The sequence below is a fragment of the Microbacterium festucae genome, from assembly GCF_025421715.1.
In the GTDB taxonomy this organism is placed as follows: Bacteria; Actinomycetota; Actinomycetes; order Actinomycetales; family Microbacteriaceae; genus Microbacterium; species Microbacterium festucae.
In genome coordinates this window covers 205581-219124 of record NZ_JAOEFC010000004.1, presented here as the reverse complement: position 1 = coordinate 219124, position 13544 = coordinate 205581, and the positions used below count along the sequence as shown (strand labels likewise).

Below are 13544 nucleotides of genomic sequence, written 5' to 3'. Positions count from 1 at the left end.
CGCCGTGGTCACCCCTTGATCGCGCCGGCCTGACCGGCGCTGCGGAGGAACTGGCGCTGGAACATCAGGAACAGCGCGATGGGGATGATCACCGAGATGAACATGCCCGCCATCAGAAGGCTCGTCGGGGCGGTATCGCTCACGCGGTACAGCCCGACCGAGAGAGGCTGCAGGTCCGGCGAGGGCAGGACGAGCAGGGGCCATAGGAACTCTTTCCACGAGCCGACGATCGTCAGCAGCGAGACCACACCGATCACCGGGCGCGACATCGGCAGGACGATCGACCAGAACACCCGGAAGACCCCCGCGCCGTCGATCCTCGCGGCTTCGAACACGTCTCTGGGAAGACGGTCGAAGAAGCGTGCCACGAGGAGCACATTGAAAGCGCTGGCCGCGGTCGGCAGCCAGACGGCCCAGTAGGTGTTGACGAGGTTCACCCCGATCAGCGGCACGTCCAGGATCGTGACGTACAGCGAGATGAGCGACACGACGCCGGGGATGAACAGCGTCGCGAGGACGCCGGCGTTCACGACCTTCGCGTACTTCGGCTTCAGGATCGAGATCCCGTAGCCGCCGGTGAGTGCTACCAGCAGTCCGAAGAACCAGCACCCCGCGGCCATCCATACGGTGTTCAGCAGGTACTGGCCGATGCGGATCTGCGACCACGCGTCGGGCAGGTTCTGCCACTGAATGCCGCTCGGCCACCACTCGAACGGCTCCTTCAGGATGTCCTGGCTGGTCGACAGCGCCGCCTTGAACAGCCAGAGCAGGGGTCCGAACGACACGACGATCAGGCAAGCGATCAAGACGATGGCGAGGATCCGGATCGTGATGCGCACTGAGCGGCCCGACCGGTCGAGCGCCGAGACGTTGGTGCGGTCCTCGGACTCCTCCGTCGCTGCCGCTTTCGGTTTGACGATGGCGCGGACCGTGGTCGTCACAAAAGTCACGATTCACTCCACTTCCGAGTGAGCCGCAGATAGATCGCCGAGATCACGCTCAGCACGAGGGCGAGGAGAAGGCTCAGAGCCGTCGCCTTGCCGAAGTCGCCCGAGAGGAAGGCGTAGTTGTAGATGAGCATCAGGAGAGTGACCGTCCGGTTCTCGGGTCCGCCGCCGGTCATGACGAACGGATCGGTGAAGACCTGCATCGTGCCGATGATCTGCAGCAGCAGCATGAGCAGGATGACGCTGCGCAGCTGTGGCAGCGTCACATGCCACGTGCGCTGCAGGATCGACGCCCCATCGACCTCGGCCGCGTCGTAGAGCTCCGCCTGGATCGACATCAGTGCCGCGAGGTAGATGATCGTCGCTGTGCCCGCCGTCGCCCAGGTGGCCTGGATCACGATGCTGGGCATCGCGAGCGCCGGATCCTGCAGCCAACCGATCGGCCCCAGTCCGAACCAGCCCAGCACCGTGTTGAAGAGTCCCGAAGCGGACGGGTCGTAGAACTGCTTCCACAGAAGCACGCTGACCACGGGCGGGATGATCACGGGGAGGTAGACGAGCACGCTCGAGATCTGTCGGCTGCGGCGCAGTTCGGCCATCACCATCGCCATCAGGATCGGCAGCGGGAAGCCGATGAGCAGCGCCAGCAGTGCGAACCAGACGGTGTTGCCCACGGCCGTCCACAGCAGCGGATCCGCGAGGACGCGCTCGAAGTTCCGCATACCCACCCAGGTGGGGTCGTTGATGAGATCGGTCTGCTGGAAGGCGAGGATGAGGCTCTTGAGAATCGGCCACCACGCGAAATAGCCGAACGTCAGCAGCAACGGCAAGAACATGATGAGCGTCGGCACCCCGCCGTTGCGCATCCACGCCCGCAGGCGCGCCCCGGGTGCTTTGCGCGTCCGGCCCGCGCCGTGCGGCGTTGCCGCGGCGGCGGGCGTATCCGTCGGCAGGTCGACGTCAGGCGGAGCGGTAGCGGTCACGGTGTATCTCCCGTCGGGGTTCTCAAACCGGGTGGTTCTGGTGGCCGCGGCTGTCCGCGGCCACCAGAGCGGATCAGCCGGCGTCGATCAGATCCTGAACCTGCGCCTGAGCCGATTTCAGCAGCGCGGTGAAGTCCGCGTCCTCTCGCGTGAGGACGGCCTGCACGACGGGATCCAGAGCGGCATACAGTTCCTGAGCCTTCTTCGCCGGCTCGGGGACGATGGTCGCCGTCGCAAGACTGTCGAGGTACGCGGTGTAGTTCTCCCGCGGAACGTTGATGTACGGCTCGATCCAGCCGAGATACGTCTCGTACTGCTCGTCCGAGACGACCGGGACCTCGGGCAGGCCCACCGGCAGGTCGTCGGCGACCTGAGCCTCGGCCCACGTGACCGCGGCTTGTTCGTCGACATAGCGGTTCAGGAAGTAGAACTTCGTCCACTCGAGCGCCGCGCAGAGCTGGTCGGGCGTGGCCTTCGGGTTGAACCACTGGATGTTCCCGCCGCCGAGCACCCCCACGGGGTCGTCACCAGCCGGGAACGGGGCCAGGCCGAAGTCGTCCTTCGGCATGCCCCGACCGATCACCAGGCTGTTGTAGAGGTTCGCGCCATTGAGGCTCTGGCCGATCACGCCGGCAGCCATGTCGTCGCGGATGGCGTTGTTGTCGTAGAGGTAATTGGCACCCGCTGCATCCTGCTCCCAGCGCACATCGTGAAGGAACTGGAGGCTCGCCTCCATGCCGGGTGTGTCGAGGGTGACGGTCGTGGTGTCGCCGGCGACCTCTTCGACGAGGTCGCCATTCGAGTACGACATGGAGGTCAGCAGCCATCCGCCCGTGTTGGCCGTCGTGGGGATGATGAAGCCGGTCTGCCCGGTCTCCTCGGTGACCGTGGCGGCCGCGTCGAGCACCCCCTCCCACGTCGATGGCGGGGCGTCGGGGTCGAGGCCGGCTTCGGTGAAGAGCGCCCGATCGTAGATGAGGCCCATCGTGTAGGCGGCTCGGACCACGCCGTAGGTGTGTCCGTCCGCGTCCTCCGTGACGGCCTTCAGCTGCGGATTGAGCTGGCTCAACACGTCATCGCTCTCGACGTATGCGGTGATGTCTGCCGCCTGGCCGCGCTCGATCAGCGACTGGATGTCGGTGAACGGCACCTGCAGCGTCGTCGGCAGGGTTCCGCCGACGAGGAGCGCCGGGAACGTGGAGACGTCGTACTTGGTCTCCTCATCGTCGATCGTGATGTTGGGGTGATCCGCTTCGAACTGCGTGACCGCGTTCTCCCACGCCTCCAGGTTGGCCGTCTGATCCGATGTCGGTCGCTCCCCGACCGTGATGGTCACGTCAGCATCGGGGTTGCACGACACCCCCTCGGTCGACGGCATCGACGCCGGCGTTTCGCTGCCCGCGCACCCGCTCACGAGCAACCCCGTGACGGTGATGGTCATCACGAGTCCCCCCGCGCGAACCCAGCGCTGCTGTGTCATCTGTCTCTACTCCTTCGTAGTTCGGCATGCCCTGATCGGGATTATTCATCTCAACCGGTTTCACTACCCTTTCGAGAATCCATCGCGATGTCAAGCGTGGATCTGAGAGGAGGCAGCCAGCCCTCTCTCGCGAGCCATTCGCGGCAGGGCCCCGTCCACGGCACGAGCTCGCCGCCGAGGCCGCACCCGTGCCCGCCGATCGGGTACAGGTGCAGCTCGTGCGCCACACCTGCGCGCTGCAGCGCCGACGACAACATCAGTGAATGCTCCACGGGAACCTTCTGGTCGTCGAAGGAGTGGAAGATGAACGACGCCGGCGCAGCCGCAGTGACGAGCAACTCCAGCGAGAGCGACGATCGGCGGTCCGGAGTGTCAGCGTCTCCGAGAAGGACTTCACTCGACCCCTGATGAGAATGTGTTTCCAGCGATACAACCGGGTAGCCGAGAACTAACCCGTCGATGCGGTGCGCCGCGTCGACGGGGCGCAAGGCGGCCAGGCCCGCTGCATGTCCACCCGCCGAGAATCCCATCAGGAGCACACGTTCCGCTCCGGCACGCCGCACCTCGGCGACGCGGGCGCCGATCGCCTCATGGGCCGCGGGATGCGGCATCCCCACCGGGTATCTCATAACCTCAGCGTCGATGCCGAGCGTGCGCAGCCAGCCGGCAACGGGTTCGGCCTCATGAGACGCATGCCGGCGGTAGCTTCCGCCGGGGAGAACGAGGGCTTTGAGCGTCATGGCACACCTTTGAAACCGGTTGTTAAACCCACAGCGTTGCATGTACGCTCGCTCCCGGGCAACTCCGACGCGAAGAAGCGGACGCCCCGGCAGTGAGGAGCAAAGGTGCACGACGACCGGTCACATGTGCTGGCACGCCTGCGGAGGTTCACCACGGAACGGCTGGAGCCGGCCGTGCACCCGGAGTTTCATCCGATGCGGGTCGAACACTGGTCAGTCCCGGGAGAACCAGTCTCGTTCGCGGAAGCGGTCGACCGTGAGTATGAGCCGACGCCGACTGACTGGACGTGGGGTCGCGCCTGGAGCTCGACGTGGTTCCGGGTGTCAGGCCGACTACCCGAAGGGTGGAACCCGGAGCACACCGAGATCGTGTGCGATCTCGGTTTCACCGCTGATCGACCGGGATTCCAGGTCGAGGGACTGGCTTTCCGCCCCGACGGCAGCATCGTGAAAGCGGTGTCACCACGCGGTCACCATCTCCCCTTCGAAGCCGCCGCGACGGATGACACCACCCTCTACGTCGAGGCCGCCGCCAATCCCGACCTCGCAGGCGAGTGGACGTTCTCGGCGACCCCCCTCGGCGACAAGCTGACGGCGGGCGACGCGCCCCTGTACCGGCTCGGGCCGATCGGCTTCGTCAGACGCGATGGGGTGGCGTGGGACCTGCTGCAGGACATCCGGGTGCTCAGCGGCCTGCTCAACGAGCTGCCGCAGGACTCGCCCCGGCACCACACCATCGTGCGCGGACTCGAGCGCATGCTCGACACCATCGATCCCGACGACGTCGCCGGCACGGCAGCGCCGGCCCGGGAGGTGATCGCTCCTCTTCTCGCGTCCCCAGCGCACGCCTCGAGCCATCGCATCGTCGCGGTCGGCCACGCGCACATCGACTCGGCATGGCTGTGGCCCACCCGCGAGACCATCCGCAAGGTCGCGCGCACCTTCGCGAACGCACTGGAACTCATGCAACAGCATCCCGAGTTCATCTTCGCCGCCTCGTCGGCGCAGCAGTACGCATGGCTCGAAGAGCACCACCCTGCGCTGTTCGCGAGGGTGCGCGAGCAGGTGCAGGCGGGCAGGTTCGTGCCGGTCGGCGGCATGTGGGTCGAATCCGACACCAACATGCCCGGCGGCGAGTCGATGATCCGGCAGTTCCTCCACGGCAAACGGTTCTTCCGCGAGCGCCTCGGGGTCGAGACCGAGGAGGTCTGGCTGCCGGACTCGTTCGGCTACTCGGCCGCCCTGCCCCAGATCGTTCACGGCACCGGCAACCGCTGGTTCCTGACGCAGAAGCTGTCGTGGAGCCAAGTGAACCAGCTCCCCCACCACACATTCTGGTGGGAGGGAATCGACGGCACGCGGGTGTTCACCCACCTGCCGCCGGCCGACACGTACAACTCGGAGCTGACTCCCGCCGAGCTTGTCCACACCGAACGCAACTTCAAAGAGGCCGGGGCCGCCACGACCTCGCTGGTGCCGTTCGGATATGGCGATGGCGGTGGCGGGCCGACCCGCGAGATGCTCGCCGCAGCCGAGCGGTCCCGCGACCTGGAGGGACTCCCCCGCGTCGAGATCGCGGCGCCGAGCCGATTCTTCGCAGAGGCGGAGGCCGAGTACCCGGATGCGCCGGTGTGGGCGGGCGAGATGTATCTCGAGCTGCACCGAGGCACCTACACCTCGCAACTGCGCACCAAGCAAGGCAATCGGCGCAGTGAGCAGCTGCTGCACGAGGCCGAGCTGTGGTCGTCGACGGCCGCGGTGCGCGCCGGCGAGCCGTACCCCTACGTCGAGCTGCAGCGAGCATGGGAGCACGTGCTGCTGCTGCAGTTCCACGACATCCTGCCGGGCAGCTCGATCGCCTGGGTCCACCGCGAGGCCGAACGCGATCACGAGCGGATTCGCGAGGATCTCACCGCGATCATCGACCGGAGCATCGCAGCCCTCGCCGGGGACGGATCGACGACCCTCATCGCCAACCCGATGCCCGTGAGCGGCGGCGGCGTCGACGCGTTCGCGATCGCCACGCCCACTTACTCGGCGTCGGAGACGACGTGGGAGCGCCGCGCCGACGGCGGCCTCCTGGTCGACACCGGCGCGCTCCGCGCCGTCATCGACGCGCGCGGCCTCGTCGTCTCGCTCGTCGACGCGGTCTCCGGCCGCGAGGCGGTCGCCCCGGGCGGCGCGGCCAACCGCCTGGTGCTGCATCGCGACACACCCAACGAGTGGGATGCCTGGGACATCGACGATCACTACCGCCGAAACGCCACGCCGCTCGACTCCGGGGCCCCCGAGTCGCTCGACGTGGTCACAGGCGACGACGGAACGGTGTCGATCATCGTCGTCCGCACGTTCGGGTCTTCCCGGCTCACACAACGACTGTCCTTCCCACCCGGCACCCCTGCCCTGGACGTCGAGTTGACGATCGACTGGCATGAGAGCCAGAAGCTGCTGAAGCTCTTCGTCGATCTGGACGTGCACGCCGATGTCACTGCCGCAGAAACCCAGTTCGGGCACGTGCACCGTGTCACGCACGACAACACGTCATGGGAAGCCGCTCGTTTCGAGTTCTGCGCACATCGATGGGTGCAGATCGCAGAGCCCGGCTACGGCGTCGCGGTGGCCAACGACTCCACTTACGGGCACGACGCCCGGCGGACGCCTCGACCCGGCGGGGGCCGCACCACCACTTTGGGTATGTCGCTCATCCGTGCGCCGCGCTACCCAGACCCGGTCGCTGACCAGGGCACTCACACCCTGCGGGTCGCAGTGCGACCGAATGCCGACATCCGGGATGCCGTCGCCGAGGGGTACCGGCTCAACCGGCCCCCCCGACCCGTGGTCGGGGCCCACGCCGCCGAAGCGCTCTTCGCCGTTCGCAGCGACACCGTCGTGGCCGAGACTGTCAAACTCGCCGACGATGAGTCGGGCGACGTGATCGTACGGCTCTACGAGTCGACCGGGGGGCGCGGGTCGGTCTCGGTGAGGGCGCTATTCGATGCGGCGAGCTGCGACCGCACCGACCTCCTCGAGCGCGCCACCGGTGATCGACTGGACCCGTCATCCGCGACGATCGAGCTGCGGCCATTCGAGATCGTCACGCTCCGCTACTCGCGCGCGCAAGGAGCGGGCACACGATGGGGGGCAGGGGTCGAATCAACCGCGGGCACGGGAGCCAGCGACGGCAGGCAGCGGCAGGAAGTGTCGCCTAGTCGAGAACTGACACGATCGCATCGGCTGCGAGGTCGACGGATGTGGTGGCTCCGACCATCGAGTGCCCGAATACCCCGCGCGATCTCATGCCCGAGGAGGGATCGACGATCGCGCAGCGCGCACACTGTCGACATCGACTTCAGGCCGATCCAGTTCACACATAGGTGCACACATGCGGTGCACACATCCGCTCTGATTCGACTTCCTGTATGGACATTCGACTCACGTGCAGCGCGGAATCACGCGGTTCTCGACCAGTCGACCATGGTCAACAAGAATCAGATGCTGACCAGCCAGAATCAGACGACCCGACTCCCCCTGAAAACACGAAAACCCGCGGGATTCCGCGGGTTCTCGATCAGGTACTGTCTCAACACAGTGTGCGCCCGAAGGGACTCGAACCCCTAACCTTCTGATCCGTAGTCAGATGCTCTATCCATTGAGCTACGGGCGCATGACTTCCGCTCTCGCGAAGGCCGTGGATCAGCTTACCCCACGCTCCCGGCATCCGACGAATCGGGCCATCATTCCAGCTCGCCCGGGTCGAAACCGCCGCTGGGGACGGCGGCGGCGGGCCCCTCGTCGCGGCCTTCGTCGCGCAGCTGCTGCTGCTTCTGCAGGCTGCGTCGGCGCGAACGGAGCTTGGGCAGATCGACCAGCCGCAGCGCCTGCATGCGCGCGATGCGCATGCGATCGTAGTCGGGGTCGAGGTCGGGGCGGGCGGCCTCGATGCGCAGCACGCGGTCGATGTTGCCGGCGACCTCGTGCCAGGCGGCATCCCTCGCGTCGGCGATCAGCTTGCGCAGCTCGGTCTCGTCCTCGGCCCGCGCGCGCAGCTCGCGCGCCACGTGCAGGCTCTGCTTGTTGCGGCGGCGCAGGTTGCGCACATCGCGGCTGCGGTAGTCGTGCGTGCCGCTCGAATCCGAGTAGCGGCGCCGCGCCGACTTGCGCTCGCGCTCGGTGCGGTCGGCGTCTTCCTCGGCCTCGGCGGCCAGGGTCAGCAGCGCCTCACGCGCCTCGGGCAGATACCGCGCCTCGTCGAAGTCCTCCCCCTCGGCGAGGATGTGCACGAGGATCGCGTTCTTCAGCGTGAGACGGGTCGCGGCCGACGCGATGTAGAGACCCTCCGCGACGACATCGCGGGTGCGCGTGCGCTTGTGCTCTGCCACCGACCCCTCCCCTCTCGATCCTAGGCATCGGCATGATGCAGAATCGACCCGACGGGCCGAAACTATCCCCCCGTCGGCACACGAAGGGCCTCGGATGCCACGACTCGCGGTCGCAGGAACCACCAGCGTCATCACCGGCGCCGCCGCGGGCATGGGGGCAGGCGTCGCCCGCCTGCTCGCCGCGCGGGGCGCCCGCATCGCCCTGGTCGACCGCGATGCGGCGGGCCTGGCCGCCGTGGCCGCAGACCTGCCCGGCACCGGGCACACCGTGCACGTCGTCGACCTCGCCGACGACGACGCCGTGAGCGTCGCGGCGGCCGAGATCACGGCATCCCACCCCCACGTGCAGACCCTCATCACCTGCGCCGGGTCGTCGATGCTCGGCTCGCTCGACCAGCTGACCATGGCCGAGATGCGCTGGCTGATGGACGTCAACCTTTGGGGCACCGTCAACATCACCCAGGCGCTGCTGCCGGCATTGCGCCGCGCTCCCGCCGCGCACATCACCCACCTCGTCTCGATCTACGGGCTCGCCGCCCCCGCCGGCCGCATCCCCTATGCGATGACGAAGTACGCCGTGCGCGGCTTCACCGAGGCGCTGCGCCACGAGCTCGAAGACACCGACATCACCGTCGGCGCCGTGTATCCGGCGGGGGTGAAGACCGGCATCGTGCTGCGCGGGCGCTACGCCGCCGCCCTCGATCCCGCCATCGCCCACCGCGCCGCCGTCGCGCAGGCGGCGATGTACCACACCGAGCCCGCCGACGCCGCGGCACGCATCGTCGAGGCCACCGTGCGCCGCCGCGCCCGCACCTTCATCGGGCGCGAGGCCCGCCTCGTCGACGTGCTCACGCGCCTGGCCCCCCGCAGCTACTGGCGCGTGATGCGCAGACCCCTGAAGGATGCCATCGACACGACCACCGCGGTGCCCACCGGCCCGGCCGCCCCGGGGCGCAGCCCGGAGGCGTAGCGACCCTGTGGTCCATGCGACGCCCGGTGTCAACCCCGTTCCGGGGTCGTCGCGCGCCGCGTACGGTGGCACCGTCAGGCCCGGAAGGGCAGGTCTCACGAGAGGAGAACGACATGGGATTCCTGGACGACGCGAAGGAAGTCGCCGAGACGACCGGCCGCAAGGTGAAGGACGCGTTCGAAGACACCGCCGACCGCATCGGCGACAAGATCGACGAGCACAAGGCCGAGGCGAACGTGAAGAAGGCCGAAGCCGAGCGCGACTCGGTCGAGAAGCGCAACGAGATCAAGGAAGACCTGCGCGGCGACAACAAGTGACGCGCAGCTCTGCAGGCGAAGGGCCCCGGGATCATCCCGGGGCCCTCTGTCATGCCTGGCCCGGCATGTCACCGACAGCCCGGCGGGTGCGCCGGGCCGCCCGGCCCAATCCGATCCGTCCGCCCCTCCGAACATCTCTCAGACGCGGTTCCCGCCGCGCACGAACATCGGAGGTTGTCATGCGCAATTCCCCCAACCGGCTCGTCGCCACCGTCTTCGGCGCGGTCTACCTGCTCGTCGGCCTGCTCGGCTTCGCCGTCACCGGAGGCGTCGGCTTCATCGCCACCAAGGGTGGCCTGCTGCTGGGCATCTTCGAGGTCAACCCGCTGCACAACATCGCGCACCTGTTGATCGGCGCCGCGCTGCTGATCGCCGGCCTGGCCTCGGCACGCGCCGCCAAGACCGTCAACACCATCGTCGGTGCGGCCTACCTGCTGCTGGGCGTCGTCGGGTTCTTCCTCGTCGGCACGGCCGCCAACATCCTGGCGCTGAACACGTTCGACCACTTCCTGCACCTGGCCAGCGCCCTCGTGCTGCTGGGCGTCGGCATCGGAGCCGAGCGCGGCGCCGACCGCACGGCCCTGGCCTGATCCCGGCCCGATGAAGGAGTCCGCCACCATGAGCCGTCCCGGCTTCACCGCCTCGTGGCCCACGCTCACCGCGTGGGGCACCGGGCTGGTGCAGCTCGCGCTCGGCGCCGGCGTCATCACCGGTGACCTCGGCGTCGGGCCGCGGGCGGCGGGCGTGCTCCTGCTCACCACCGGCGCCCTCACCGTGGTCGCCGGCGTCGCGTGGCTGGCCCGCGGACTGCGCGGCCCCCGCCTCGCCCTCGGCGTGGCCGTGGCCGGCATCGCCGCGATGGCGCTCGCGCTCATCGCCGACCCCGCCGGGGTCAGCGTGCTCGCCGTGGCCGTCGGCATCGCCTTGTCCGTCATCCTGGCCGTCACCGCCGTCGGCCTCCACCGCCGCCGGGGCGGTGCGCAGCCCGAAGTGCGCCGACCCGGTGTGAGCGGGCTGCTGGTGGCCGCGGTCCTCGTGGCCGGCGGGGTCACCCCGGCCCTCGCCTCCACCGAAGCGGGCAGGCTCGCCCCCGACCACTCCGAGCACACGCTCGTCATCGACCACCACCACTGACGGCCCGCTGTCACAGCGCCGCAGGGGAGGTGAGGGGCCGTCGCACTCGGGGGAATGCGGCGGCCCCTGTTTCACATCACGGGTGCGGGCTGCCCGAGGGCGCCCAGGGTTCAGATCGCGGCGATACGCCAGGATGCCGTCAGCGCGGCGCCCGGGGCCACCACCTGCAGCCCGGTGTCGTAGTCGTACTTGTGCGCGTTGAACGCGTCGGGCCCGCAGGTCATCGGCTCCACCGCGATGCCGGCACGGTTGCCCGGCGTCGCCGCCCCGCCCGGCAGGTCGCCGGTGTACACCTGCACCCACGGGCAGTCGGCGCCGAAGGCCATCTCGACGCCCACCCCCGACGGGTCGCTCACGCGCACGGTCGCCACGCCATCGGCATCCCGTTCCAGTCCCGTGAAGGCGTGATCGATCTGCACCCCGCCGAGCACCCGCGGTGCGCGCCGGTCGAAGCGCTCGGCGTCGTCGGTCACGGAGCGCAGCGCCACCGGCACCATCTGCCCGTCGGTCACCTCGAGCACCTGCGCGGCGGGCAGCTCGAACGTCCAGGTGTCCAGCGCCCCCGGCCCGGCCACCAGGTAGGGGTGCGGTCCGGTGCCCAGCGGCGCGGCATCCGCACTCTCGTTGGCCTGCACGACGGTCTGGGTGAGGCCGTCGGCGCCGAGGGCATACGTCGTCTCGACGCGGATGCGCCACGGGTAGCCGGTTCGCGGCACGACGATCGCCGCGAGGGTCACGCTCGAGCCGTCGTGGGCGACGACGTCGAAGTCGAGCCACGACGCCAGGCCGTGCAGCGCGTTGGCGCGGCCCCCGGCATCCGTGCGCGCCGTCTCGTACTCGACACCGTCGAACGTGTACACCCCGTCGACGATGCGGTTGGGCCACGGCGCGAGCGTCGTGCCGCGGAACCCGGGGCGCACCTCGTCGGCGTCGAACCCGAGCACGAGGTCACGCCCGTCATGGGTGAGGGTGCGCAGCGACGCCCCCACCGAGGCGATCTCGGCGCGGTACGGGCCCTCGGCGATCGTGTACTGCGTGCCGGATGCCGGCGCCACCGCCGCCATCACAGACCCTGCGCCAGGCGGTAGTAGGCCTGGTTCCAGCGCACCTCGCGCTGGAACCCGCGCACCGTGGTGTCTTCGTCGATGACGAGCAGCTCGGTGCCGGCCATCTCGGCGAAGTCCTGGAACACGTCCACCCCCACCGCCGTGGTCATCACGGTGTGGTGGGCGGCGCCGGCGATCAGCCAGCACGCCGCGCTCGTGGCGAAGTCGGGCGCCGGCTTCCAGATCGCACGGCCCACGGGGAGCTTGGGCAGATCGGGCGCGGTGATGTTCTGCACCACGTTGGCGGTGAGGCGGAACCGGTCGCGCATGTCGCTCATCGCGACCACGACGGCGGGGCCGGGGTCGGCGGTGAAGACCAGGCGCACCGGGTCTTCCTTGCCGCCGATGCCGAGCGCGTGCACCTCGAGGCGCGGCTTGGCGGTGGTCAGCGACGGCGACACCTCGAGCATGTGCGCGCCGAGGATCTTCTCGTCGCCCGGGGCGAGGTCGTAGGTGTAGTCCTCCATCAGGCTCGCGCCGCCGGGGAGGCCCGCCCCCATCACGTTGGCCACGCGCACGAGGATCGCCGTCTTCCAGTCGCCCTCGGCGCCGAAGCCGTAGCCCTCGGCCATGAGGCGCTGCACGGCCAGGCCCGGCAGCTGCCGCAGCTCGCCGAGGTCTTCGAAGCTCGTCGTGAACGCGCCGAAGCCGCCGGTCTCCAAGAACGAGCGCAGCCCGATCTCGATGGCCGCGCCGTCGCGCAGCGACTGGTGGCGCTCACCGCCGGGCAGCAGCTCCGCCGCCACGTCGTAGGTGTCGACGTACACCTGCACGAGCGCGTCGACATCGGCCTCGGATGCCGCGGCCACCGCCTCGGCCAGCTCGTTGACGCCCCACGTGTTCACCTGCACGCCGAAGCGCAGCTCGGCCTCGGTCTTGTCGCCCTCGGTGACCGCGACGTAGCGCATGTTGTCGCCGAAGCGGGCGAGCTTGAGGGTGCGGGCGGCCTGCCAGCCGGCGGCCGCGCGCTGCCACACCTCGATCTGGCGACGCACCTCGGGGTTGGAGACGTGGCCGACGACGGTCTTGCGCGGCACGCCGAGGCGGGTCTGGATGTAGCCGAACTCGCGGTCGCCGTGGGCGGCCTGGTTGAGGTTCATGAAGTCGAAGTCGATGTCGGCCCAGGGCAGCTCGACGTTGGCCTGCGTGTGCAGGTGCAGCAGGGGCTTGCGCAGCGCGTCGAGGCCGGCGATCCACATCTTGGCGGGGCTGAAGGTGTGCATCCACGCGACCACGCCGATGACGCTGTCGTCGGCGTTGGCCTCGAGCGCGAGGCGCCGGATCGAGTCGGAGTCCTTCAGCACCGGCTTCCACTCGACGCGCACGGGCAGCCCGTCAAGGCCGGCGACGACCTCCTGCGACTGCTCGGCGACCTGGCGCAGCGTCTCCTCGCCGTAGAGGTTCTGGCTGCCGGTGACGAACCAGACGGTGTACCCGTCCAGCGCGGTGTTGAGGGTCATGTTCATTCCTTTCGTAAGTGAGGTCTAC

12 protein-coding genes and 1 tRNA gene are annotated in these 13544 nt (G+C 68.9%); 5 read left to right on the top strand and 8 right to left on the bottom strand.

Annotation, left to right across the window (positions count from 1 at the left end):
• Positions 1-8: 8 nt before the first annotated feature.
• From N3K63_RS13790 to N3K63_RS13775, 4 genes are all read right to left on the bottom strand, one after another.
• Positions 9-941, bottom strand: a complete 933-nt coding sequence (locus N3K63_RS13790) for a carbohydrate ABC transporter permease (RefSeq protein WP_261580769.1) — start codon at positions 939-941, stop codon at positions 9-11.
• Positions 942-946: 5 nt separating this feature from the next.
• Positions 947-1930 carry a carbohydrate ABC transporter permease gene (locus N3K63_RS13785; protein ID WP_315943095.1) on the bottom strand — a complete coding sequence of 328 codons (984 nt, stop codon included), beginning with the start codon at positions 1928-1930 and terminating at the stop codon, positions 947-949.
• A gap of 73 nt (positions 1931-2003) precedes the next feature.
• Positions 2004-3371, bottom strand: a complete 1368-nt coding sequence (locus N3K63_RS13780; protein WP_261580768.1) for an ABC transporter substrate-binding protein — start codon at positions 3369-3371, stop codon at positions 2004-2006.
• An 89-nt stretch (positions 3372-3460) separates the two neighbouring features.
• A complete protein-coding gene (locus tag N3K63_RS13775; RefSeq protein WP_261580767.1) occupies positions 3461-4150 on the bottom strand; it encodes an alpha/beta hydrolase in 690 nt (229 codons plus the stop codon).
• 105 nt (positions 4151-4255) lie between these two features.
• On the opposite strand from N3K63_RS13775, the gene N3K63_RS13770 reads away from it, so the two are divergent.
• Entirely contained in the window at positions 4256-7768 is a 3513-nt protein-coding gene (locus tag N3K63_RS13770; protein ID WP_315943094.1) for an alpha-mannosidase, read from the top strand.
• Here N3K63_RS13770 and N3K63_RS13765 read toward each other — a convergent pair.
• Positions 7742-7814: transfer RNA gene (locus tag N3K63_RS13765), tRNA-Arg, on the bottom strand. The two genes, N3K63_RS13770 and N3K63_RS13765, sit on opposite strands and share 27 nt — an antisense overlap.
• Before the next feature lie 70 nt (positions 7815-7884).
• Positions 7885-8529 (bottom strand): asparagine synthase, encoded by a 645-nt coding sequence (locus tag N3K63_RS13760; protein WP_261580766.1) that lies wholly within the window; start codon positions 8527-8529, stop codon positions 7885-7887.
• A 94-nt stretch (positions 8530-8623) separates the two neighbouring features.
• On the opposite strand from N3K63_RS13760, the gene N3K63_RS13755 reads away from it, so the two are divergent.
• The 4 genes from N3K63_RS13755 to N3K63_RS13740 all read left to right on the top strand — a co-directional run bounded on the left by N3K63_RS13755 (position 8624) and on the right by N3K63_RS13740 (position 10950).
• Positions 8624-9499, top strand: coding sequence for an SDR family NAD(P)-dependent oxidoreductase (locus tag N3K63_RS13755; RefSeq protein ID WP_261580765.1), 876 nt, complete (start codon positions 8624-8626; stop codon positions 9497-9499).
• Positions 9500-9612: 113 nt separating this feature from the next.
• Complete coding sequence (locus tag N3K63_RS13750) at positions 9613-9816, top strand: hypothetical protein (RefSeq protein ID WP_261580764.1); 204 nt, start codon at positions 9613-9615, stop codon at positions 9814-9816.
• Positions 9817-9995: 179 nt separating this feature from the next.
• The gene (locus tag N3K63_RS13745; RefSeq protein ID WP_261580763.1) at positions 9996-10406 is read left to right on the top strand and encodes a DUF4383 domain-containing protein; all 411 of its coding nucleotides are present in this window, start codon (positions 9996-9998) and stop codon (positions 10404-10406) included.
• 28 nt (positions 10407-10434) lie between these two features.
• Entirely contained in the window at positions 10435-10950 is a 516-nt protein-coding gene (locus N3K63_RS13740) for a hypothetical protein (RefSeq protein WP_261580762.1), read from the top strand.
• Positions 10951-11060: 110 nt separating this feature from the next.
• Here N3K63_RS13740 and N3K63_RS13735 read toward each other — a convergent pair whose 3' ends face one another.
• Both N3K63_RS13735 and araA read right to left on the bottom strand, forming a co-directional pair.
• Positions 11061-12014: an aldose 1-epimerase family protein gene (locus tag N3K63_RS13735; RefSeq protein WP_261580761.1), complete on the bottom strand. Its 954-nt coding sequence runs from the start codon at positions 12012-12014 to the stop codon at positions 11061-11063.
• Entirely contained in the window at positions 12014-13516 is a 1503-nt protein-coding gene (gene araA, locus N3K63_RS13730; protein ID WP_261580760.1) for an L-arabinose isomerase, read from the bottom strand. Before araA ends, N3K63_RS13735 begins: the two co-directional genes overlap by 1 nt.
• Positions 13517-13544: the final 28 nt, after the last annotated feature.